General features: G+C 68.4%; 22 protein-coding genes and 2 tRNA genes. 19 read left to right on the top strand and 5 right to left on the bottom strand.

Annotation, left to right across the window (positions count from 1 at the left end; all coding sequences use genetic code 11):
* The first annotated feature begins 100 nt into the window (after nt 1-100).
* Both BJ980_RS18865 and BJ980_RS18860 read left to right on the top strand, forming a co-directional pair.
* Complete coding sequence (locus BJ980_RS18865) at nt 101-283, top strand: hypothetical protein (protein WP_179501487.1); 183 nt, start codon at nt 101-103, stop codon at nt 281-283.
* Between the two features lie 34 nt (nt 284-317).
* Nucleotides 318-1,178, top strand: coding sequence for a thioesterase family protein (locus BJ980_RS18860; protein ID WP_179501486.1), 861 nt, complete (start codon nt 318-320; stop codon nt 1,176-1,178).
* A gap of 4 nt (nt 1,179-1,182) precedes the next feature.
* Here the strand turns inward: BJ980_RS18860 and BJ980_RS06190 are convergent, their stop codons facing one another.
* Both BJ980_RS06190 and BJ980_RS06185 read right to left on the bottom strand, forming a co-directional pair.
* Nucleotides 1,183-1,569 (bottom strand): globin, encoded by a 387-nt coding sequence (locus tag BJ980_RS06190; protein WP_179501485.1) that lies wholly within the window; start codon nt 1,567-1,569, stop codon nt 1,183-1,185.
* 80 nt (nt 1,570-1,649) lie between these two features.
* Nucleotides 1,650-2,696, bottom strand: a complete 1,047-nt coding sequence (locus tag BJ980_RS06185; protein WP_179501484.1) for a mechanosensitive ion channel family protein — start codon at nt 2,694-2,696, stop codon at nt 1,650-1,652.
* A 61-nt stretch (nt 2,697-2,757) separates the two neighbouring features.
* Between BJ980_RS06185 and BJ980_RS18855 the strand changes: the two genes are divergently transcribed.
* Both BJ980_RS18855 and BJ980_RS06175 read left to right on the top strand, forming a co-directional pair.
* Complete coding sequence (locus BJ980_RS18855) at nt 2,758-3,129, top strand: hypothetical protein (protein ID WP_179501483.1); 372 nt, start codon at nt 2,758-2,760, stop codon at nt 3,127-3,129.
* Nucleotides 3,116-3,484, top strand: coding sequence for a DUF5130 family protein (locus BJ980_RS06175; RefSeq protein WP_179501482.1), 369 nt, complete (start codon nt 3,116-3,118; stop codon nt 3,482-3,484). Before BJ980_RS18855 ends, BJ980_RS06175 begins: the two co-directional genes overlap by 14 nt.
* Before the next feature lie 128 nt (nt 3,485-3,612).
* On the opposite strand, the gene pepN is transcribed toward BJ980_RS06175, so the two are convergent.
* Entirely contained in the window at nt 3,613-6,165 is a 2,553-nt protein-coding gene (gene pepN, locus BJ980_RS06170; protein WP_179501481.1) for an aminopeptidase N, read from the bottom strand.
* Nucleotides 6,166-6,305: 140 nt separating this feature from the next.
* Between pepN and chrA the strand changes: the two genes are divergently transcribed.
* The 3 genes from chrA to BJ980_RS06155 are packed head-to-tail and all read left to right on the top strand — an operon-like array spanning nt 6,306 to nt 9,249.
* A complete protein-coding gene (chrA, locus tag BJ980_RS06165; protein ID WP_179501480.1) occupies nt 6,306-7,421 on the top strand; it encodes a chromate efflux transporter in 1,116 nt (371 codons plus the stop codon).
* Nucleotides 7,422-7,440: 19 nt separating this feature from the next.
* On the top strand, nt 7,441-8,055 hold the full coding sequence (locus BJ980_RS06160; RefSeq protein WP_179501479.1) for a mycothiol-dependent nitroreductase Rv2466c family protein: 615 nt from the start codon (nt 7,441-7,443) through the stop codon (nt 8,053-8,055).
* A 45-nt stretch (nt 8,056-8,100) separates the two neighbouring features.
* Entirely contained in the window at nt 8,101-9,249 is a 1,149-nt protein-coding gene (locus tag BJ980_RS06155) for a peptidoglycan recognition protein family protein (protein ID WP_179501478.1), read from the top strand.
* 6 nt (nt 9,250-9,255) lie between these two features.
* On the opposite strand, the gene BJ980_RS06150 is transcribed toward BJ980_RS06155, so the two are convergent.
* A complete protein-coding gene (locus BJ980_RS06150) occupies nt 9,256-9,939 on the bottom strand; it encodes a GOLPH3/VPS74 family protein (RefSeq protein WP_179501477.1) in 684 nt (227 codons plus the stop codon).
* A 97-nt stretch (nt 9,940-10,036) separates the two neighbouring features.
* Between BJ980_RS06150 and metG the strand changes: the two genes are divergently transcribed.
* Complete coding sequence (gene metG, locus BJ980_RS06145) at nt 10,037-11,830, top strand: methionine--tRNA ligase (RefSeq protein WP_179501476.1); 1,794 nt, start codon at nt 10,037-10,039, stop codon at nt 11,828-11,830.
* 37 nt (nt 11,831-11,867) lie between these two features.
* Here metG and BJ980_RS06140 read toward each other — a convergent pair whose 3' ends face one another.
* Nucleotides 11,868-13,061 (bottom strand): MFS transporter, encoded by a 1,194-nt coding sequence (locus BJ980_RS06140; protein WP_343047712.1) that lies wholly within the window; start codon nt 13,059-13,061, stop codon nt 11,868-11,870.
* 89 nt (nt 13,062-13,150) lie between these two features.
* Here BJ980_RS06140 and BJ980_RS06135 point away from each other — a divergent pair, with 89 nt between their 5' ends.
* The 11 genes from BJ980_RS06135 to BJ980_RS06085 all read left to right on the top strand — a co-directional run bounded on the left by BJ980_RS06135 (nt 13,151) and on the right by BJ980_RS06085 (nt 21,746).
* Complete coding sequence (locus tag BJ980_RS06135; protein WP_179501475.1) at nt 13,151-13,720, top strand: LURP-one-related family protein; 570 nt, start codon at nt 13,151-13,153, stop codon at nt 13,718-13,720.
* Between the two features lie 18 nt (nt 13,721-13,738).
* Nucleotides 13,739-14,614, top strand: coding sequence for an alpha/beta hydrolase fold domain-containing protein (locus tag BJ980_RS06130; RefSeq protein ID WP_179501474.1), 876 nt, complete (start codon nt 13,739-13,741; stop codon nt 14,612-14,614).
* Nucleotides 14,615-14,626: 12 nt separating this feature from the next.
* The gene (locus BJ980_RS06125; protein ID WP_179501473.1) at nt 14,627-15,160 is read left to right on the top strand and encodes a ribose-5-phosphate isomerase; all 534 of its coding nucleotides are present in this window, start codon (nt 14,627-14,629) and stop codon (nt 15,158-15,160) included.
* Nucleotides 15,153-16,004: an Fpg/Nei family DNA glycosylase gene (locus BJ980_RS06120; protein WP_179501472.1), complete on the top strand. Its 852-nt coding sequence runs from the start codon at nt 15,153-15,155 to the stop codon at nt 16,002-16,004. Before BJ980_RS06125 ends, BJ980_RS06120 begins: the two co-directional genes overlap by 8 nt.
* Nucleotides 16,005-16,073: 69 nt before the next feature.
* Nucleotides 16,074-17,129 (top strand): PP2C family protein-serine/threonine phosphatase, encoded by a 1,056-nt coding sequence (locus BJ980_RS06115; RefSeq protein ID WP_343047711.1) that lies wholly within the window; start codon nt 16,074-16,076, stop codon nt 17,127-17,129.
* 101 nt (nt 17,130-17,230) lie between these two features.
* Nucleotides 17,231-17,304: transfer RNA gene (locus tag BJ980_RS06110), tRNA-Gly, on the top strand.
* Nucleotides 17,305-17,339: 35 nt separating this feature from the next.
* Nucleotides 17,340-17,412 (top strand) — tRNA-Pro (locus tag BJ980_RS06105).
* Nucleotides 17,413-17,478: 66 nt separating this feature from the next.
* Complete coding sequence (tig, locus tag BJ980_RS06100; RefSeq protein ID WP_179501470.1) at nt 17,479-18,912, top strand: trigger factor; 1,434 nt, start codon at nt 17,479-17,481, stop codon at nt 18,910-18,912.
* 219 nt (nt 18,913-19,131) lie between these two features.
* Entirely contained in the window at nt 19,132-20,013 is an 882-nt protein-coding gene (locus tag BJ980_RS06095) for a PGAP1-like alpha/beta domain-containing protein (protein WP_179501469.1), read from the top strand.
* 87 nt (nt 20,014-20,100) lie between these two features.
* Entirely contained in the window at nt 20,101-21,285 is a 1,185-nt protein-coding gene (locus BJ980_RS06090) for an alpha/beta fold hydrolase (RefSeq protein WP_179501468.1), read from the top strand.
* Nucleotides 21,282-21,746 carry an SRPBCC family protein gene (locus BJ980_RS06085; RefSeq protein WP_179501467.1) on the top strand — a complete coding sequence of 155 codons (465 nt, stop codon included), beginning with the start codon at nt 21,282-21,284 and terminating at the stop codon, nt 21,744-21,746. The genes BJ980_RS06090 and BJ980_RS06085 overlap by 4 nt, the downstream gene beginning before the upstream one ends.
* The last annotated feature ends 32 nt before the right edge of the window (nt 21,747-21,778 follow it).

Raw genomic sequence — 21,778 nt, 5'->3', positions numbered from 1 at the left:
GGTGTGGTCACGAGCACGGTCGCGGTGGCTTGCCCGCAGGTTACTACGGATGTAGTTTCTACATATGTAGAGATTCTACATCTGTAGAAAGGTTGTTCCCATGTCCTTCGAACTCCTCCCGGGCATCCAGCCCTGGGTCATCGGCTATCTGGTCCTTGCCGTCCTCGCAACCCTCCTCGCGATCACCAGTGCAGCCACCGCCCTGCTCGCCAACCGCAGGGTCCGGGTCGGGCGTCAGCAGTCGATCCCCGCCTACTACGGAGCCCTTGCCTTCAGCCACTGATCGGACGACCAGGGCGCTCTGGGAGACTGACGCGGTGCGCCATGTCTACGAGTGCCCCGTGCGTTGGGCCGACCTCGATCTCCTCGGTCACGTGAACAACGTGATCTACATCGACTACCTGCAGGAAGCCCGGATCGACATGCTGCTCACGCATGCTCCGGACTCGCGGGCGAACGACCTGGCCGAGGGCGTGGTCGTGGTCGCCCACGACGTGCAGTTCCTCGTCCCGCTCACCTTCCGCTCCCACCCGGTGAAGGTCGACACCTGGGTGACCGAGGTCAAGGCCGCGACCTTCACGCTGGCCTACGAGGTCTATGACGAGACTCCCGAGGGCCGCGTCGTCTACCTGCGTGCCAAGTCGGTGCTGACCCCCTTCGTCTTCGCCGAGGAGCGGCCGCGCCGGATCTCTGCGGACGAGCGCGAGGTGCTCACCCGCTTCCTGGGCGAGGACCCGCTGCAGGTGACGCCCGAGCGGACGCCCGCCCGTCGCGTGAGCGGCGGCCACTACCCGTTGCGTGTGCGCTTCTCCGACGTCGACGCCTATGGCCACGTCAACAACGTGAAGTACTTCGAATACTTCCAAGAGGGCCGGATCGGCTACATGGCCAACCTCTGGGGCGGCGGCGAGGACTATCCGCAGGTCTCGGTCGTGCTGGCCCAGATGGACGTGGAGTACGTCCGCCCGATCATGTTCCGCTCCCAGCCCTACGACGTGCACTCGTGGGTCTCGAAGGTCGGCCGTTCGTCGTTCGTGGTCGAGTCCGAGATCCTCGACGGCGACGAGGTGCTCAGCCGGGCCCGCGTGGTCATGGTGACCTTCGACCCCACCACCCAGAAGGCGGCGCCGGCCCCCGAGATCGCACGTCAGGTCCTCCTGCGCGAACTCGAGGCCTGAGCCATCACTCCGGCGTGTTCACCATGAACTGCGCCGCGTGGGTGACGTAGTCCCAGAAGCGGGCGTCCTGCTCCTCGCTCAGGGCGACCTCGTCCAAGCCTGCCCGGAAGTGGACCAACCACCGCTGGGCCGCGGCAGGGGTGACCTCGAACGGCGCGTGGCGCATCCGCAGCCGCGGGTGCCCGCGAGTGTCGGAGTACGTCGTGGGGCCGCCCCAGTACTGGACGAGGAAGAGGGTGAACCGCTCGGCCGCCGGCCCGAGGTCCTCCTCGGGATACATCGGTCGCAACAGCGGGTCGGTGGCAACACCCTGGTAGAACGTGTCGACGATCCGGCGGATCGTCTCGAACCCGCCGATCTCGTCGTAGAAGGTGACTGCCTCGGTGCTCATGGGGCCATTGTGCCCGGCGGCCGGTGATGGGTTCGGGCAGCCCTCACCGAGCCCGGCGTCGGCTCTCGCGAGGTCGACGCTCAGGCCTCGCCCGGGCCGTCGTCCTGTGTCGGCACCGGGTTCATCCCGGGCCCGCCGGCACCGGTCCGCACCACCCACTCGGGGTAGGGGACCTCGATGTCCTCGGCGTCGAAACGGGCCTTGATCCGCTGCCGCAGCTCGCGGCCGATGGCCCACTGTTCCTGCGGTGCGGTCTTCACCGCGACCCGGATCAACACTCCGTCGGCACTGATCGACTGCACGCCCCAGACCTCGGGCTCCTCGATCATCCGGTCCTCGAAGTCCGGGCTCTCCCACATCTCGTGGGCGACCTCGGCGAGCACACGGCGTACCTTCACCAGGTCCTCGGTGTAGGCGACGGCGACGTCGAGCACGGTCCGGGCCCAGTTCTGGCTCATGTTCCCGACGCGCAGGATCTCGCCGTTGCGCACGTACCAGACCGTTCCCTCGGTGTCGCGGAGTCGGGTCACCCGCAGGCCGACGGCCTCCACGGTGCCGCTGGCCTCACCGACGTCGACGAAGTCGCCGACGCCGTACTGGTCCTCGAAGATCATGAAGATGCCGGACAGGAAGTCGCGCACCAGTGCCTGGGCGCCGAAGCCGAGGGCGACACCGAGGATCCCGGCGCTGGCCAGCAGGGGACCGACGTTGTAGCCGAGCTCGGCGATGGTCATCATCACCACGATCGTGAAGATGACGCCGGTGCTGATGCTCTTGAGCAGGGATCCGAGGGTGCGGGTGCGTTGCAGCCGCCGGCTGTGCGTGTGATCGGCACGCTTCAGGGCGCTGCCCAGGGGGGTGCTGCCCAGACCGAAGCGTCCACCGACCTTGCCGGCGACGGGCTCCTCGGCGTGCTTGACCATCCGGTCAATCAGGCGATGCACGATCCAGCGCGCGACCAGGCCGATGATGATCAGGACCAGGATCGCCGTCGGCTTGCCGATCACCCACTCGGCGACGTCGGCCGCGGTCTCGTTGCCGGTGAGCTTCCAGACCACCCGACAGGAGACCGCCTGGTCCGGGCTGCACTCTTCATATTCCTTGACTGCGTTGACCACGAGGGACATGTGACGGAGGGTACGGCGGCCTCGGTAACGGGACAAAACAGGAGCGGATACGATGTCGGCCGTGATCACCTCTTCGAAGTCTCGCGTTGTACGTCGCGCAGCCCGGGCTGCTGCCTTCTCCACGATCGTGGCCTGCACCGTCTCCGGAGTGGTCCTCGCGTCTCCCGCCTCGGCGAACGTTCCCGAGGACTGGAGCAACCCCAAGCCTGTCGACACCCTGACCGCACTGCTCGTCTATGTCGGCGCACCGCTGGGCCTGTTCCTGCTGATCGCCCTGGCCGTCTTCCTCCCCGCGCTGGCGCGTGGCGAGAAGCTGGGCGGCACGGACGGCAGGGACAGCGAATGGTTCGGCGGTCCGCGAAAGACCACCGACGAGCTCGCCGCGCCCGACACCGAGGCCTCGCAGGCGGGTGGCGCAAGTGGCAAGTGGTGACTTCTTCAGCAACGCCGAGCGCCTCGCGATCGACACCACGATCCGCAGGTCCGAGCAGCTGTGCCGCTTCGAGTTCTCCGTCTATGTCGGTGACATCAACGGTGCCTCGCGTCCGTTCGCGACGCGCCTGCACAACACGCTGGTGGCCCCGGCCCGCAGCATCCTGATCCTGGTCGACCCGACCGCGCGGATCCTCGAGGTGGTCACCGGCGCCCAGGTGCGCCGCAAGGTCACCGACTCCGAGATCGAGCTGACGGTCGCTGCGATGCAGTCGCAGTTCGCCGAGGGCCAGCTGGCCGAGGGCGTCAAGCAGGGCATCGAGCGCATCGCCGAGCACGCCCACACCCAGGCCTGATCTTTCGCCGACCCGGCAGTTGTTGACGCTTCAGAACCCAACGAGCCGGCAGTTGTTGACGTAGCTACGTCAACAACTGCCGGCTCGAGGTGTTCACGGGCGTCAACAACCGCCGGGTCGGCGCTGTGTCAGCGGGCGTCGCGCTCCTGGGCGGCCAGGTAGCGCTCGACGTCCGCCCGGCCCTCGAGCACGTAGCGCTTGGCACCGGGGTTCGCGTCGCTCGACTCCAACCAGGCGTCCATCCGCTCGACGAGCTCCGCAGAGGCGAGCTCGCGCGGGAACATCGCCTCCATCGCCACCGAGGCCTTGTGTGCACCGAGCGTGCTCCATGCCGACTCCGCGGCAGTGAGGTACTGCTCGACGAACGGGAGCAGGATCGCGTCCTGGCCGTGCTGGCCGAAGGCGAGGGCGATGCTGCGCTGGGTCTCGTTCGGGGTCGAGCCGTCCAGCATCGCCGCCTTGAAGGCCGCTGCCTTGGCGTCGGCGTCGGGGCGCGCGGCGCGGGCTGCGGCGGCGTTCTCCTGGCCCGAGATGGTGTTGTCCTGGGCGAGCTCGGCGGCGATCTGCTCCTCGTCGAAGCGGCCGGCGCGAGCCAGGGCTCCGATCAGGACCCAGCGCAGGTCCTGGTCGACGGCGAGGCCGTCGAAGGTGAGCGAACCGTCCAACAACGCCTCCAGGTCGTCCAGCGCCGACGTGTTGTGCGCCGCCGCGGCATAGCTCCGGGCGAACGTCAGCTGGTGGTCGCTGGCGGGCTCGGCGGAGGCCAGGAGCGAGCGCAGGCCCTCCTCCCACTGGTCGGACAGCGCGGCCCGGTTGGCGGGGGCGGAGAGGCTGTTGACCGACTGTGCGGCGTACGTCGGGATCCGGCTCACGCCCCACGCGTCGGTCTCGGTGCCGATGTTGGCCAGCACCAGCCGCACGAAGTCGCTGGCAGCCATCTCGGCGTCGCGGGTCATGTCCCAGGCGGCGCCCCAGCACAGGGCACGGGCCAGGGAGTCCTCGAGCGAGGAGAGGCCGTCGGTGACGGTGGCCAGCGACCGCTCGTCGAGGCGGATCTTCGCGTAGGCGAGGTCCTGGTCGTTGAGCAGCAGCAGGTCGGGCTGGCGACGGCCCACGGCCTGGGTGATGTCGGTGGACTCGCCCTCGACATCGACCTCGAGGTAGTCCTCGCGGACCAGCTTGCCGTCGACCTTGTTGTAGAAGCCGATGCCGAGGCGGTGCCGGCGCAGGGTCGGCCAGTCCGGGTGGGCGGTCTGCTTGACCTGCAGGGAGGTGAAGGCGCCGTCGGCGTCGAGCTCGAAGGACGGAGCGAGCGTGTTCACACCGGCGGTCTGGAGCCACTCGGTGGCCCAGGTCTTCAGCTCGCGACCCGACGACTTCTCCAGTGCGGAGAGCAGGTCGGAGAACTCAGAGTTCCCGTAGGCGTGGTCCTTGAAGTACTGGCGGATGCCGGCCACGAAGGGCTCGAGACCGACCCAGGCCACCAGCTGCTTGAGCACCGAGGCGCCCTTGGCGTAGGTGATCATGTCGAAGTTGACCTCGACGGCCTCGAGGTCGTGGTTGTCGGCGGCGATCGGGTGCGTGGACGGCAGCTGGTCGGCGCGGTAGCCGGTCTGCTTGCGGGCGTTGGCGAAGCCGGTCCAGGCGTCGGTGAAGTCGGTGGCCTCGGCCTCGCACCAGTAGCAGGCCCACTCGGCGAACGACTCGTTGAGCCACAGGTCGTCCCACCACTTCATGGTGACCAGGTCGCCGAACCACATGTGGGCCATCTCGTGGGTGATCACCGAGGTGCGGAACTCGTAGAACGAGCGCGGCTGGCGCGAGCGCGGGAGGTATTCGTCGCGCAGCGTCACGCAGCCGGCGTTCTCCATGGCGCCCATGTTGTATTCGGGGACGTAGAGCTGGTCGTACTTCTCGAACGGGTAAGGGAAGTCGAACTGCTCCTCGAAGAACTCGAAGCTCTGTCGGGTCAGCTTCACCAGCTCGTCACGGTCCAGGAACTCCACCAGCGACTGGCGGCAGTAGTGGCCCAGCGGGATGGTGCCGAACTTGCCCTCGTAGGTGTCGAAGACAGCGTGGTACTCACCCGCGACGATGGCGGTGATGTAGGTCGACATCCTCTTGGTCTCGGGGAAGTTCCACACCGAATTCCCGTTCCCGAGGTCCTCGGGCTGCGGAGTCGGTGCGTTCGAGACGACGACCCAGCTCGAGGGGGCGGTGACGTTGAAGGTGAAGACCGACTTGAGGTCGGGCTGCTCGAAGGTGGTGAAGACGCGACGCGCGTCGGGCACCTCGAACTGGGAGTAGAGGTAGACACGGTCGTCGACCGGGTCCACGAAGCGGTGCAGGCCCTCACCCGAGTGCGAGTAGGTGCAGTCCGCCTTCACGACGAGCTCGTTCTCGGCCGCAAGGCCGGACAGCGTGATCCGGCTGTCGGCGTACGCCGTGGCAGGGTCGAGGGGGGTGCCGTTCAGGGTGATCTCGTGAACGGTGGCGTCGACGAGGTCGGCAAAGGTCGTTGCCCCCGGATCGGTGCACGAGAACCTCAGGGTCGTTGTGGAGGCGAAGGTGTCGCCCGCATCGATGGGAGCGGAGAGGTCGAGGTCCACGGTGTAGGACTCGACACTGATGAGGGAGGCACGGGTCTGCGCCTCGTCACGGGTGAGATTGGTTCCAGGCATGTGCCGCATCATGTCACTGGCGTCACACGTTGATCCAACCGTTACCGGGTGCCCCCCGAGGTCCGCCGCCTGCCCACCCGGTGCCGACCCGGAGCAACTGCCGCCACCTGCCGTTCACCGTCACGTGGTGGGATGCGGGAATGCAGCTGCGTGAGGTCGCCGTCGTCTTCCTGCGCCTGGGCACGTTCGCCTTCGGAGGCCCGGTGGCCCACACCGCGATGATGCGCGACGAGCTCGTCCGGCGCCGCGGATGGGTCACCGACGAGCGGTTCGTCGACCTGATGGGGGCCACCAACCTGATCCCCGGCCCCAACTCGACAGAGCTGGCGATCCACCTGGGCCACGAGCGGGCGAAGTGGAAGGGGTTGGTCCTGGCCGGGGTCTGCTTCATCGTCCCCGCCGCGCTGATGGTGACGGGCCTGGCCTGGCTCCATGTCGAGAAGGGCGGGACCCCGCAGTTCGAGGCCGTCCTGCGCGGCGTCGTCCCTGCGGTCATCGGAATCATCGCGCACGCGTTGGTGGGACTGTCCAGGACGGTACTCAAGACCCCGTGGCTGATCGCGCTCGCGGTGATCGCGCTCACGGCATACTTACTGGGGGTCAACGAGCTCGTCGTGCTCTTCGGCGGCGCGGCTCTGGCGGGGCTGGCTCACGGCGTACGCCGTCTGCGCCACCCGGGTCATTCGGGCGAGCGGGGCGCCTCCTTCTTGGTGGCGCCGCTCCTGGTCGGCACCGACACCGCCACCCTGACCGAGCTGTTCACCACGATGCTGAAGATCGGAGCCGTGCTCTACGGCAGCGGCTACGTCCTGCTGGCCTTCCTCGAGGGCGACTTCGTGGACCGGCTCGGCTGGATCAGCCAGCAACAGCTCCTGGATGCCGTCTCGATCGGCCAGGTGACGCCCGGGCCGGTGTTCACCACGGCGACCTTCATCGGCTACCTGGTCGCCGGGTGGTGGGGCGCGTTCCTGGCGACCATGGCGATCTTCCTGCCCTCGTTCGTCTTCGTCGGGCTGCTCACCAGGATCACCGACCGGATCAGGTCGGCACGATGGAGTGCGGTGATGCTCGACGGGCTCAACGTCACCGCTCTGGCCCTGATGGCGGGGGTGACCTGGCAACTCGGCCGCACGGCCCTGGTGGACGTGGCGACGGTGGCGATCGCAGTCGCCTCGCTCGCCCTGCTGCTGACCACGAGGCTGAACAGCGCGTGGCTGATCGCCGGGGGAGCGGCTCTCGGCCTCCTCCTGTGGTGAGGAGTGCTTGACTGGTTTCATGACCGACCCCACAAAGACCACTGCCGACTTCTGGTTCGACCCGCTGTGCCCGTTCGCGTGGCTCACCTCGCGATGGGTTCTCGAGGTCGAGAAGGTGCGCGACATCGACGTGACGTGGCACGTGATGAGCCTTGCCTACCTCAACCAGGACAAGGACATCCCTGACGACTACCGCGAGATGCTGAAGCCGGCCTGGGGCCCGGTCCGGGTCTGCATCGCAGCCGAGCAGGCTCACGGCAACGAGGTGCTGCTGCCCCTCTACACCGCGATGGGCAACCAGATCCACCTCGCCAAGAAGGACCTCGACCGCGACATGGTGCTCAAGGCGCTCGAGGAGGCCGGGCTGTCGGCCGAGCTGGCCGACGCCATGGAATCGACCGAGTTCGACGAGGCGTTGAAGGTCTCCCACCACTCCGGGATGGACCAGGTCGGCGAAGAGGTGGGAACGCCGGTGATCTCCATCGAGGGCACTGCCTTCTTCGGCCCGGTGATCACCAAGACGCCGCGTGGCGAGGAGGCCGGCAAGCTCTGGGACGCCGCGGTCGGGCTCGCCGCCTACCCCTATTTCTTCGAGCTGAAGCGGAGCAGGACGGCAGACCTGGACTTCACCTGAGCCCGATCGTGAGGCATGGTGGGTCGGGCCATGACTGTTTCTCGGATGTCTCGCGCCCACCTGTCCGTGCTCACCCTCGCCGCCAGCATCCTCGTTGCTCCGCTGCTGGTTGGGGGACTTCCCCAAGCCGCTGCCGAACGACCGCAGGTCGAGCTCAAGCGGGAGGCCGGCACACCCCTGTCCTCGGCCGAGGTCAAGCTTCCCACCCGCCGCACGGTGACCACCGACCGGTTCACGATGGTGGCTGCGACGTGGGCAGGTGAGGACCCCGGCGTCGAGGTCAGGACCCGCACCGAGGGCCGCTGGACCGGCTGGGTCGAGCTGGAGAGCCTGGCCGACGGTCCGTCCTCAGGTGAGGGCAACGAGGCCCCGGACGGGGCCTCGGACCTGATCTGGGTCGGGGACTCCGACAGGTTGCAGGTGCGCACCGAGCGCACGGCTGACGACCTCGAGATGGTCCTGATCAACCCGGGAGTCGCGGCCGCCGATGACGATCCGGTGCCCCCGGCACCGGCACCCGAGAGCCCGGGCGTCGAGTCCCCGGAGACCACTGACCAGACGCCCACGGTGACCACGTCCGCGACCCGAAGGACGGTCCCGCGACCGACCATCTACAGTCGCAAGCAGTGGGGCGCCGATGAGTCGTGGAAGAACGGCTCGCCGCGCTACACCGACATGATGAAGCAGGTCCACGTCCACCACACCGTGAACGCCAACGACTACAGGTCCTGGCAGACGGCCGGCATCCTGCGCGGCATCTATCGCTATCACACCAAGACCCTGGGCTGGTTCGACATCGGCTACAACTTCCTGGTCGACCGGTTCGGCCGGATTTGGGAGGGCAGGTCCGGTGGGGTCGGCAACCTGGTGCAGGGCGCACACACGCTCGGGTTCAACCACAACAGCGTCGGTGTCGCCGTGATCGGCAACTACGAGACCCGCACCGCCTCCAGGACGGTCCTGCGCGCCCTGGCCGACATCTCGGCGTGGAAGTTCGACCGGGGCAACCGTTATCCGGTCGGCAAGATCTGGATGACGTCGACCGGCAGCGACAAGTTCCCCAAGGGCAAGAGCGTCTACCTCTACAAGGTCGACGGACACCGCAACACCAACGACACCTCGTGCCCGGGCCGCTACCTCTATGCCGAGCTGCCCAAGCTGCGCAACATGATCTACCACCGGATGTACAGCTGAGCAGGTTCAGCTGCCGCCCGCACCTGTGGTGACAGTGGTGGCGACCATGACCGCGGTCATCGTCGCGGCCTGAGCGGCGGCGATCGCGTCCTTGACCGCGTCGGCGGCCCAGTCACCCTCGGCGACCGCCTTGGCACGGGCCTTGATCTCCTTGGCCGGCCGACCCTGGTTGTCGAGCACCTTGTGCGCCTTGTCCGCTGAGTGCAGCAACGAGATCAGTGCTCCAGTGCGCTGGTCGGCGCTGACGCCGTGCAGCAGGGTCGCCGACAGCTGGCGGCGTACCTCGTTCTCGTGGGAGGAGTCCACCGCGGGCCACCGCTGGGTCGGGAACAGGCCGAGGATCTTGCCCTCCTCGAGCCGCAGGATGCCCTTGTCGACCAGCCGCGCGAAGAGCTTGTCCCGAAGGCCCTTGCCGAGCCGACCGACCAGGTCCTGCGCGGTCCGCTCCTTCTCCCGCACGGTCGCCAACGCCTCGGCCAGCAGTGGGTCAGCGGGCGGCGCGGGATCGGTGAGCACGTGCACCTTGGCCTGCGACCAGCGGCCCGTCCTGCGGACCTCGAGCAATCCGTCGCCGGCCAGCTCGATCAGCATCGATCCACCCAGCAGGACGTCCAGATAACTGTCCGCGCGCTTGCCGGTCTCGTCATCGGTGAGGAGCAGCAGGAGGTCTTCTGCGAGCAGGGTCACCATGTCCTGCACCGTAGCGCGCAGCCGATGTCGCTTCCGCCAGGGACCATCGCAGGAAACCGATGCGCGCGGGGACTCGGCGTACTCCTAGGATCAAGGCATGAGCCACATCCTGTCTGCCGTCGCCTGGCCCTATGCCAACGGTCCCCGCCACATCGGCCACGTTGCCGGTTTCGGCGTGCCCTCCGACGTCTTCAGTCGATACATGCGGATGTCCGGACACGACGTGCTCATGGTCTCCGGGACGGACGAGCACGGCACGCCGATCCTGATCGCAGCCGACGAGGCCGGCCTGACCCCGCAGCAGCTCGCCGACCAGAACCACCGGATGATCGCGGAGGACCTCACGGCACTCGGCATCTCCTACGACCTCTACACCCGCACCACCACGCGCAACCACCACTCGGTGGTCCAGGAGATGTTCAAGGGCGTCCACGACAACGGCTACTTCGTCGAGCAGACGACGTACGGCGCCATCTCGCCGTCCACGGGCCGCACCCTGCCGGACCGCTACATCGAGGGCACCTGCCCGATCTGTGGCGCCGAGGGTGCCCGCGGTGACCAGTGCGACAACTGTGGCAACCAGCTCGACCCGCACGAGCTGAAGAACCCCCGTTCGAAGATCAACGGAGAGACCCCGGAGTTCATCGAGACCCAGCACTTCTTCCTCGACCTGCCCGCGCTGGCCGAGGCGCTGGGCGAGTGGCTCGACGAGCGTGAGGCCTCGGGCACCTGGCGCCCGAACGTGATCCGGTTCAGCCAGAACATCCTCAAGGAGATCAAGCCGCGGGCGATGACCCGCGACATCGACTGGGGCATCGCGATCCCGCTCGAGGGCTGGGTCGACAACCCGACCAAGAAACTCTACGTCTGGTTCGACGCGGTCATCGGCTATCTCTCCGCGAGCATCGAGTGGGCCCGACGGACCGGGGACGCGGACGCCTGGCGCGCCTGGTGGAACGACCCGGAGGCCCTGTCCTACTACTTCATGGGCAAGGACAACATCACCTTCCACTCCCAGATCTGGCCGGCAGAGCTGCTCGCCTACTCCGGCAAGGGGGACAAGGCAGGCAACCCGGGTGACTACGGCGTGCTGAACCTGCCGACCGAGGTGGTCTCCAGCGAGTTCCTGACGATGGAGGGCAAGAAGTTCTCCTCCTCCAAGCGCGTGGTGATCTACGTGCGTGACCTGCTGAGCCGCTACCAGCCCGATGCGTTCCGCTACTTCGTCGCCTCGGCCGGTCCGGAGAACCAGGACTCGGACTTCACCTGGGCCGAGTTCGTACGGCGTACCAACGACGAGCTCGTTGCCGGCTGGGGCAACCTGGTCAACCGCACCGCGACCCTGATCAACAAGAACTTCGGTGAGATCCCCCAAGCGGCCGAGCTGGCACCGGAGGACATCGTCCTGCTCGAGCGGGTGGAGAAGACCTTCGACGTGGTCGGTGACCTGATCGGTGCACACCGGCAGAAGCAGGCGATCGGCGAGGCGATGCGAGCCGTGGCCGACGTCAACAAGTACATCACCGACACCGCGCCCTGGACCCTCAAGGGTGACGAGCAGCGCGAGCGGCTCGGCACCGTCCTGCACGTGCTGGCCCAGTGCGTCACGGACCTGAACCTGATCCTCTCGCCGTTCCTGCCGTTCTCGGCCAATGCGGTCGACGTGGTCTACGGCGGTGCCGGGGACGTGCAGCCGATGCCAGAGATCCGCGAGGCTGACGACCTCGACGGTGGCGCGGGCTATCCGATCATCACCGGTGACTACACCACCGCCCGCAGCTGGGCGCGTCACCCGGTCACGGTGGGCACCCCGATCGCCAAGCCGAGCCCGGTCTTCGTCAAGCTCGACACCGCCGTGGTGGACGAGGAACTGTCCCGTCTGGCCGACTGAACGACTGATCGGGCGTGTTGCTCGCCGGGGCCACGCCTCAGCGGGCCAGCTGGTCCTCGATGTAGCCGGGTCGCGAGCAGTAGAGACCGAGCAGGAGCTGCGGCACGGCCAGCACCAGGAGCAGCCCCAGCGGCAGCGTCCAACCGCCGGTCGCGTCGTACGTCGCACCCACGGCGAGCGGTCCGATGGCGGCGATCAGGTAGCCGGCCGACTGCGTCCAGCCGGACAGGGCCGCGGTGCCCTCGGCTGTGCGCGCCCGCATCGGGATCAGGCTGAGGATCAGCGGGAACGTGCAGGCCCCGACGCCGATCAGCACGGCCCACGCGATCGCCCCGGAGTAGGGCGCCACCATCAGCCCGACGTAGCCCACCGGATAGCACGCCATCACCGCCAGCAGGACCACGCGCTGGTCCTCTCGTGCCGCCGCGGCCCGCGGGATCCACAACGACAGCGGGATGCTCACCCCGGCCACCAGGCCGACCAGCGCGCCGGCCTGGGCAGGCGAATAGCCGCTGTCGCGCCACAGCTGCGCGAACCATCCGAAGATCGTGTAGGCCGCCGTCGACTGGAGGCCGAAGAACAGGGCCATCGCGATGCCCAGCGGGGTGCGGGCGACGGCGCCGAGCCGGATCGTGCTCCCGGCGGGACCGACGTGGCGGTCGTGGGCAGCCATCAACAGCCACGGCAGCGCGGAGAGCAGGGCCAGTGCGGCCCAGACGCCGAGGCCGACCCGCCATCCACCGAACTGCTCGGCGACGGGAACCGTGAGCAGCAACGAGCAGGTCAGCCCGATCGCCATCGCGGTGGTGTAGAGCGCGGTCACCGTGCCGACCCGGTCCGGGAAGTGCAGCTTGACCAGCGAGGGCAGCAGCACGTTGGCCGTGGCCATCCCCGCCAGCGCCACGGCGGAGAGAACCAGGAACGGACCGGGGGAGTCGACCATGGAGCGCAGGGCCAGGCCTGCGGTCACGGCCAGCAACGAGGCCAGGATCGTGCGATGGATCCCGACCGTGCGCGAGAGCCACGGGGCGACCGCGCCGACGAGGGCGAAGAGGACCACCGGCAGGGAGGTGAGCACACCGGCCACGGTGGTCGACATGTCCAGGCCGTCGCGGACCTCTGCCAGGACCGGGCCCACCGACACCGCGGCGGGACGCATGTTGAGGGCCAGCACGACCAGGGCGAACAGGGCGAGCCGTCGACCTGCGGGGGAGGGGGACTGCTCGGTCACGTCCCGAGAGTAGGCATCGCTGGGGGATCGGCGTGAATCGACTCCCGCGAGGGAGTTTGCGCCCGGCCCTGCGTGGAAGGCTTCGGACCATGACAACCCCGATGCACGTCCCCCAGTTCTTCGTCCGCCAGAAGATCACCATGATGACCAACCGCTACGACGTCATCGCCGCGAACCCTGACGGGAGCGAAGGGCAGTTGATGGCCTTCGCCGAGCAGAAGAAGTTCGCGTTCAAGGAGCAGGTTACCTTCTTCGCCGACGCCACCAAGACCCGACCGGTCTTCGGGTTCAAGGCCCGCAAGAAGATCGACCTCAACGCCGGCTATGACGTCACCGACGAGAGCGGGCAGCCGATCGGCTTCTTCCGCAAGGACTTCGGCGCCAGCCTGATGCGCTCGACCTTCCACATGGAGGGACCGGGTTTCTCCGCCACCGGCCAGGAGCGCAGCCAGCTCGTCGCCTTGCTGCGTCGCTTCACCGACGTCCCCTTCCTGCGCTTCCACTTCGACTTCACCGACCAGGCCGGCAACGTCGTGATGTCGAGTGAGCGTCAGGGATCGCTGCGCGACAAGTACACCGTCACCGTCCAAGACCAGCGGGTGGACTTCCGAGTCGCTGCCGCAATGGCTGTCGGCCTCGACGCCCTGATGGCTCGCTGACGAAGCTAGCCTTGCGGCGTGCTCTTTCCCCAGGCGATCCAGGCCCTGCAAGCTGCGGCCGGCGAGCTGTCGGTCACTGATCCGGCCCACGACATCGCCGCGGCGCGGGCCCAGGCCCGAGCCGTGGCCTTGCGCGCGCCACGCGAGGAAGTGGCCGAGGTCGTCGACCTCGATGCGGGTGGGGTGCCGGTCCGGCTCTATCGACCCCGCGAGGCAGACCCCGGCCTGATCATCCACTTCCACGGTGGCGGCTTCGTCTTCAACGACGTCGACGTGCACGACGCGGTGTGCCGCGCCTTCGCCAACCGTGCTCGGATGGCGGTGCTCAGTGTCGACTATCGACGTCCGCCGGAGGACAAGTTCCCGGCCGCGGTCCAGGACATCGACGCGGTGATGTCCTGGCTGGAGGACAGCGACCTGGCGGGTCCGACGTACGTGCACGGCGACAGTGCCGGCGGAAACCTGGCGCTGGTGGCCGCACTGCGGCACCCGGGCCGGTTCCGCGCGGTGGTGCTGATCTATCCGTTCCTGGACCCGACCGGCGGCTTCCCGAGCCACGACGAGCCCGGCCAGGGGTTCGAACGCGCCGAGGCCGAGTGGTACTGGCAGAGCTATGCGGCCACGCCGGACGACCTGGTCGACCCCGACCTCGCGCCGCTGCTCTCCGACCGGCTGGGGACCCTGCCGCCGACGTTGGTGGTCACCGCGGAGCACGACCCGTTGCGCGACGAGGGTGAGCACCTGGCCCACCGGCTGGCCGATGCCGGGGTCAGCGTCGTGGCCACCCGCTACCTCGGCCAGGTGCACGGCTTCTGGCGGCACCCGGACACGTTCGACGCCGCAGAGCCGCTGCTGTGGCAGGTGGCCGGCTATCTGCGCAGCCAGCGACCCTGACAAGATCTACCCATGCGCGTTCACCTCGGATCCGACCACGCCGGCCTCGAACTCAAGGATCACCTGATCAACTGGCTCGTCGAGCACGACTACGAGGTCGTCGACCACGGCCCGTTCGTCTACGACGCACTCGACGACTACCCGGTCTTCTGTCTGCGTGCCGCCGAGGGCGTGGCCGCCGAGCAGGCCGAGGGCCTCGACAGCCTCGGTGTGGTGATCGGTGGCTCCGGCAACGGGGAGCAGATCGCGGCCAACAAGGTCACCGGTGTCCGCTCGGCCCTGGCATGGTCGGAGGAGACCGCGGTCCTGGCTCGCGAGCACAACAACGCCAACGTCCTCTCCGTCGGGGGCCGGATGCACTCGCTCGAAGAGATGACCCGGTTCGTCGAGGTCTTCCTGTCGACCCCGTTCCCGGGCGACGAGCGCCACGTGCGCCGCATCGGGCAGCTGTCGACCTACGACGCGACCGGCGAGCTGCCGCCGCTGCCCGAGTCCGCGCTCCGGGGCGCCGTACCGGCCGACGCGGCCGATGAGACGGATGCCTGAGGGACACACCCTCCGCAAGCTGGCCAACGACCTGGGTACGGCGTTCGCCGGCAGGCGGGTGCGGGTGCAGAGCCCGACGGGTCGGTTCGCGGCCGACGCCGCCGCCATCGACGGCTCGGTGCTCGTGGAGGCCGATTCCGCCGGCAAGCACCTCTTCCTCGAGTTCGAGGGGGACCGGTTCATCCACGTCCACCTGGGGCTGATCGGCAAGTTCGACGTCACCGAGGGGGTCGAGGAGATCCCGTTGCCGGTGGGACAGGTGCGCCTGCGCCTCTTCGCAGCAGGTGACGGCCGACCCACGGCGTACGCCGACCTGCGCGGTGCCACCCGGTGCGACCTGATCGGCAGCACCCGACGTGCCGACGTGATCGCCGACCTGGGCTCGGACCCGCTCCGTGCGGACGCCGACCCGAACCGGGCATGGCAGCGGATCAGCCGGAGCCAGCGCCCGATCGGCGAGCTGCTGATGGACCAGACGGTGATCGCCGGTGTCGGCAACGTCTATCGCGCCGAGGTCCTGTTCCGGCACCGGATGCACCCGCTGCGGCCCGGCAAGACCCTGCGCCGCAGCCAGTTCGACGCGATCTGGGCAGACCTCGTGACGCTGATGGCCGAGGGAGTGATCAGCGGTCGCATCGACACCGTGCGCGAGGAGCACACGCCCGAGGCGATGGGACGCGAGCCGCGCAAGGACGACCACGGGGGTGAGGTCTATGTCTATCGACGGACCGGCCAGCCGTGCCTGGTGTGCGGGACCGGAGTGCGCACCGAGGCGCTCGCGGGACGCAATTCCTTCTGGTGTCCGCGTTGTCAACCCACGTTCCGCTCCCGAGCCCTAAAGTAGGCGCGTCGGCATGTTCAATCGAGACGAGGGGGCGCGGTGACGCAATCGCGGCCCACCTTGAGACGCCGGGTGCGCCGCACCTATCAGCACTGGCGGCGACGGGCAGTGGCCACCGAGAACCTGGCGCTGATCGCACTCTCCGTGCTGACCGCGGGGCTGTGCCTGCTCTTCTGGCTCTGGCCAGAATTCTGGCCGCTCACCATCGTCGTGCTGCCGTTGGTCCTGGGCAGTGTCTTCCTCGGACCGCGACAGCTGCCCTGGTTCGTGATCTTCGTGCTCGCGGTGCTGGCCTTCGCCGTCACCCAGCAGAGCGTCACACCTCGCATCGTCGTGGGCGTCCTGGTGCTCTTCATGCTGGGCTTCCTGATCCTGGTCACCTCCTTCCGACGGTCCCGGCTCGGCGTCGCCGGTGCGCAGGGGGAGTCGATGCTGGTCGACCTGCGCGACCGGATCCTGCGCCAGGGCACCCTGCCCGAGCTGCCGTCCGAGTGGTACGCCGAGTCGGCGCTGCGTTCGGCTGGTGGCACCCCGTTCGCCGGTGACTTCATGGTGACCTCGATCAACGAGCCCGAGGGCCGACTCGACCTGGTCGTCGTCGACGTGTCGGGCAAGGGCGAGGACGCCGGCACCCGCGCGCTCCTGCTCTCCGGTGCGTTCGGGGGACTGCTGGGTGCGCTGGCCCCGGCGGACTTCCTGCCTGCGGCCAACGACTACCTGCTCCGGCAGAACTGGGTCGAGGGCTTCGCGACCGCCGTACACCTCTCGGCCGACCTGGCCACGGGCGAGGTGGTGATCCGCTCGGCAGGTCACCCGCCGGCCGTCCAGCTCCGGTCCGGTTCGGGCAAGTGGATCGTGCACGAGTCCGAGGGCCCGATCCTGGGGCTGATGCCAGGGGTCGAGTTCATCCCGGTGCACTCCGTGATCCGCCCGGGCGACGCTGTGCTCCTCTACACCGACGGCCTGGTGGAGACCCCGACCCGCGACATCAGCCTCGGCATCGACAGGCTCCAGGGCCAAGCGGAGCGAGAGATCCTGGGTGGCTTCCAGCACTACACGGACCGGCTGATCGATGCGCTCGGATCCGCCGACGACGACCGGGCCCTCCTGCTGCTGCACAGGCGCTGAACGCGTCGGTTGCGAGTCGTGCTGGAGCGGTGCGGGAAACTGGCCTGATTGGGAGCCGTCCCACGGTGTGTGGCACCATGTCACGGCACGAATAGGTGCGCGCGGATGTAGCTCAATGGTAGAGCCTCAGTCTTCCAAACTGATTACGCGGGTTCGATTCCCGTCATCCGCTCCAAGTGTCCACAAACGCACGTTCTGCGGGCATCTTGGCGGGGCGTAGCGTAGTGGCTAGCGCGCCTGCTTTGGGAGCAGGAGACCGCAGGTTCGAGTCCTGTCGCCCCGACTGTCCGAGCGGTCACGCGACTGGTTGGACCGCTTGCACCATCCACTGACACTGAGGAGAAAACCTGTGAAGAGCGCCGTCGAGACCTTGAGCCCGACCCGGGCCAAGCTGACCGTCGAGGTGCCCTTCGAGGAGCTCAAGCCGAGCCTCGACGCGGCGTACAAGAAGATCGCCCAGCAGATCAACGTCCCCGGCTTCCGCCGTGGCAAGGTGCCCGCGATGGTGATCGACCGCCAGGTCGGCCGTGGCGTGGTCCTCGACGAGGCGATCAACGAGACCCTTCCGAAGAAGTACATCGAGGCGCTCCAGGAGAACAACCTCGAGCCGCTGGCCCAGCCCGAGATCGAGGTGACCCGCCTCGAGGACAACGAGGTGCTGGAGTTCACCGCCGAGGTCGACATCAAGCCCGAGTTCGAGCTCCCCGACTACGACGGCCTCGAGGCCGAGGTCGAGGACACCGAGGTCACCGACGAGGACCTCGAGGAGCAGATCAAGGCCCTCCGCGAGCGCTTCGGCACCCTGAACACGGTTGAGCGCGCGGCGGCCGACGGTGACTACGTCACCATCGACCTCAAGGCGAGCCAGGACGGCGAGGTCGTCGACGGCGCCGAGGCAGCCGGGATGTCCTACCAGGTCGGTCGCGGCGGCATGCTCGACGGCCTCGACGAGGCGCTGCTCGGCCTCTCCGCAGGCGAGTCCACCACCTTCTCCTCCGAGCTGGTCGGTGGCGACCTGGTCGGCCAGGCCGTCGAGGTCGAGGTCACCGTGTCGCAGGTCCAGGAGCAGGAGCTTCCGGAGTTCGACGACGAGTTCGCCCAGCTCGCCTCCGAGTTCGACACCGCCGAGGAGTTCACCGCCGACGTGCGCGAGCGTCTCGGCCGGGGCAAGCGCCTCGAGCAGGCTGCCGCCGCTCGTGACGCCGTCCTGGAGGTCCTCCTCGACAAGGTCACCATCCCGCTTCCCGAGACCCTGGTCACCGAGGAGCTCAACTCGCGCCGCGAGAACATCGAGCAGCAGCTGATGATGGCTGGCCTCACGATGGAGAAGTACCTCGAGGACGAGAAGCAGACCGTCGAGGAGTTCGAGTCCGACCTGGACCGCCGGGTCCGTGACGCGATCACCGCGCAGTTCATCCTCGACGAGGTGGCCAAGAAGGAGGAGTTCGGCGTTGACCAGCAGGAGCTCTCCGAGCACCTCGTGCGCCGCGCCCAGCAGTCCGGCCAGGACCCGCAGGAATTCGCGAACCACATGTTCGAGCACAACCACATCCCCGAGCTCGTCCAGGAGATCCTGCGCGGCAAGGCGCTCTCGGTGATCGTCGAGTCGGCGACCGTCAAGGACGCCAGCGGCAACGTGGTCGAGCTGAAGAACCTGCGTCCCGACGGCACCATCGGTGACCCCGAGGCCGAGGCCGCCGAGGCCGACGCTGACGAGGCAGCAGCCGATGAGGTTGACGCTGACGAGGCTGGCACCGACGAGGTTGCGGCCGACAAGGCCTGACCCACCCCGTCACACCACGCACGAACACGCACGAAGAACACGCCCAGCGGCTCCGGCCGCCGGGCGTCTTCTGCATTTCGCCCACCCGTCGCGAATTCACACTCCGACCCTCGCCGAGCCGTCGCGAATTGACGCCCTGCGAGCCCGTGGGGGCACCACCTGCTCGTCGTGACGGCGTGGTTGGTTGAGTGCAGGCCCGCCGGAACGGAGACTCTTCCCATGTCCACCACGTCGCCGGCCATCGGGATCTTCCGTGACCTCGTGGACCTGCCGTTCCGCCTGCTGGGCCTCGAGCGCGCGCCGCGAGCGCTGACCGCGCCGTTGACGCGACCGGCTCCTTCGAGCGCCCCGGTGACGTTCCGTAGCGCGGGCCATGACGTCGTACTCGATCCGGACAGCGTGGAGCAGGCCTTCCCGCACGCCACCGACCGCTTGGTCCTCTTCGTCCCCGACGGCGCCGACGACGAGAGCTGCTGGGCCGAGCACCTCGACCAGATCGGTGGCACCTATCCCTCCCGGTTGGCGTCGTTGCTGGACTGGACGCCGGTCCACATGCTCGCCGACCCCGGGCTGCGACCCGCCGAGCTGGCAGTGGACGTGGTCTCCTCGGTGCAGGCGCTGGTCAGTGCCTGGCCGGTCGATGTCCGACGCATCGCTCTCGTCGGCCACGGTTCGGGTGGGCTGGTGCTCCGTGCCGCGGTCGCGGTCGAGGCCTTCGGCGGTGAGTCGTGGCTGGACCTGGTCAGCGACGTGGTCCTGCTCGGCACCCCTCACCTGGCCGTGCCCGCTTCCGGGACGAACCTGTCCCGCCGGGTCGAGGAGGAGTGTGCAGGCATCACCACCGAGGACCTCGCCGATCCGCACCTGCCTGCGTTGGCCGGGGTCCGCTATGCCGTGGTGACCGGCAAGCACCGGATGAGCGAGAGTCGCCTCGGGGGACTGGTGGGCGACCTGCTCTGGTGGCGCCGTCGGCTGCCGACCCGCCCGCGCAAGGCCCGCGAGCTCTTTCCCACGGCTTCGCTGCACCACGTGGAGACGGGGCAGCTCTCCTTGCGCAATCACCCTGACGTCCACCAGGCCATGCTGGGCTGGCTCGCTTGAGGGTCGGCTCGTGCCCGGGATCACGCTCGCCAATCAGTGAACAGATGTACACTCAGTGGCTGGTCCCCCGAGACTCGGAGTTGTGCAGTGAGCGTTACGACCGCCCCCAGGGGCACCCCGGGCGTCGTCGACGCACTGGGCCTTCTTCCCACGATCGTCGGCAACGAGATCGTGCTGGCCACCGTCCGCGACACCCACAAGGCGTGGGCCGGTCGGGTCCACGGCGCCCTGAACCGGGCCTCCAAGGACCGCACCCGAGGCGTGCAGGTGGTCCATGACGGCATCTCCGCTGGCGTGTACGGCTCGATCTCGTTCGGCCTCGCCACCACCGGTATGGCGCTCAAGACCGCGGGACGCCTCGGCATGGGACCGCGCCTGGACGACTCTCCGCGGGGCCGGTTCGTCCGGGCCGCCGTGAACGGTTTGATCGGGGACCGGTTCGTGTCCGAGGGGTCGTCCATGGCGATCGACATGGGCGTGCGCGTTGGTGGCGCTGACGTGCCGCTGCACCGGGACCGGCTCTCGACCGCCTTCCCCGATGCCACCCCGCGCATCGCCGTCTTCATCCACGGCCTCTCCGAGAACGAGAGCTACTGGAACCTGCACAAGGACGAGCTGGGTACGACGTACGCCGAGACGCTGGCGGGGCTCGGGTGGACGCCGGTGATGCTTCGGGCCAACACCGGGCGGTCGCTGCGCGACAATGGTGTGGAGCTCGCCGCGCTCCTGCGCACACTTGCCGCCCAGTGGCCCGGAGGCGTGGAGCAGATCGCCTTGATCGGTCACTCGATGGGTGGGCTGATCGCGCGCGCAGGTTGTGCCGTGGTCACCGACGAGGAAGATCCCTGGACGAGCCTGATCAGCGACGTGGTCACCCTCGGAAGTCCCCATGCGGGGGCTCCGATCGCGGTCGCGCTCGGCCACGGCAGCCGGCTGCTGGCCCACCTGCCCGAGACCTCCGGCTTCGGCAAGATCCTGGACCACCGCTCGGTGGGGATCGAGGACCTCGTGGAGGGCCTGGGGGAGGACGTCCCGGCGATGCCCGGCGTCCGCTACCGCCTGGTCGCCGCCACGCTCTCGACCTCGCCTGAGCACCCGGTCGGCCGCATCGTGGGCGACCTGCTCGTCCAGGTGCCCTCTGCCCACGGACGGTCGCGGTCACGGCCGGACCTGTTCCCGGACGCAGATGTCCTGCACGTGCCCGGGACCGACCACTTCGGACTGCTCAACCACCCCGACATCCATCGGCAACTGAAGGAATGGCTGCAATGAGTGCACAGCGCGAGCTGAGGGCCGAGACCACGATCGACGCGACACCCGAGGGTGTCTGGGCCGTGCTCGCCGACCTGGACCGGATGAGCGAGTTCAGTCCGGAGACCGTGCGCATGGTCCCGCTCAAGCGCGGAGGGCTGCGGGTCTCCCAGTGGTATCTCGGCATCAACCGCCGCAAGTATGCGGTGTGGCCGACGCGCAGTGTCGTGGCCGCCGTGGAACCCGGCAGGGTCCTGGCCTGGGACACCAAGTCGAGCGGTGCGCGCTGGATCTTCGAGCTCACCGGCGCGGACGGGGTGACCCGCGTCGTACACCGCCGACCGGTCCCGTCGGGGAAGCTGAGCCTGCTCAGCCGTGCCTTCGCGCCGCTGGCCCTCGGCGGCAGCGAGCAACACGCGGACGAGCTCGAGGCGGGTATGGCGCAGACGCTTGCCCGGTTGAAGGCCGCGGTCGAGGCCTGAGCGACCTCCCGGTCGAATCCGCTGTGGGCGAA

It is taken from the genome of Nocardioides daedukensis (assembly GCF_013408415.1).
GTDB lineage: Bacteria > Actinomycetota > Actinomycetes > Propionibacteriales > Nocardioidaceae > Nocardioides > Nocardioides daedukensis.
Note: the sequence above shows the minus strand (reverse complement) of the source record. Positions and strands in the feature narration are given on the sequence as shown.

Excerpts from the sequence above, each read along its gene's own strand:
- BJ980_RS18865 (WP_179501487.1), top strand. The coding sequence starts at position 101 with ATGTCCTTCGAACTCCTCCCGGGCATCCAGCCCTGGGTCATCGGCTAT.
- BJ980_RS06190 (WP_179501485.1), bottom strand. The coding sequence starts at position 1,569 with ATGAGCACCGAGGCAGTCACCTTCTACGACGAGATCGGCGGGTTCGAG.
- BJ980_RS06185 (WP_179501484.1), bottom strand. The coding sequence starts at position 2,696 with ATGTCCCTCGTGGTCAACGCAGTCAAGGAATATGAAGAGTGCAGCCCG.
- pepN (WP_179501481.1), bottom strand. The coding sequence starts at position 6,165 with ATGCCTGGAACCAATCTCACCCGTGACGAGGCGCAGACCCGTGCCTCC.
- chrA (WP_179501480.1), top strand. The coding sequence starts at position 6,306 with ATGCAGCTGCGTGAGGTCGCCGTCGTCTTCCTGCGCCTGGGCACGTTC.
- BJ980_RS06160 (WP_179501479.1), top strand. The coding sequence starts at position 7,441 with ATGACCGACCCCACAAAGACCACTGCCGACTTCTGGTTCGACCCGCTG.
- BJ980_RS06155 (WP_179501478.1), top strand. The coding sequence starts at position 8,101 with ATGTCTCGCGCCCACCTGTCCGTGCTCACCCTCGCCGCCAGCATCCTC.
- BJ980_RS06150 (WP_179501477.1), bottom strand. The coding sequence starts at position 9,939 with ATGGTGACCCTGCTCGCAGAAGACCTCCTGCTGCTCCTCACCGATGAC.
- metG (WP_179501476.1), top strand. The coding sequence starts at position 10,037 with ATGAGCCACATCCTGTCTGCCGTCGCCTGGCCCTATGCCAACGGTCCC.
- BJ980_RS06135 (WP_179501475.1), top strand. The coding sequence starts at position 13,151 with ATGACAACCCCGATGCACGTCCCCCAGTTCTTCGTCCGCCAGAAGATC.
- BJ980_RS06125 (WP_179501473.1), top strand. The coding sequence starts at position 14,627 with ATGCGCGTTCACCTCGGATCCGACCACGCCGGCCTCGAACTCAAGGAT.
- BJ980_RS06120 (WP_179501472.1), top strand. The coding sequence starts at position 15,153 with ATGCCTGAGGGACACACCCTCCGCAAGCTGGCCAACGACCTGGGTACG.
- BJ980_RS06095 (WP_179501469.1), top strand. The coding sequence starts at position 19,132 with ATGTCCACCACGTCGCCGGCCATCGGGATCTTCCGTGACCTCGTGGAC.
- BJ980_RS06085 (WP_179501467.1), top strand. The coding sequence starts at position 21,282 with ATGAGTGCACAGCGCGAGCTGAGGGCCGAGACCACGATCGACGCGACA.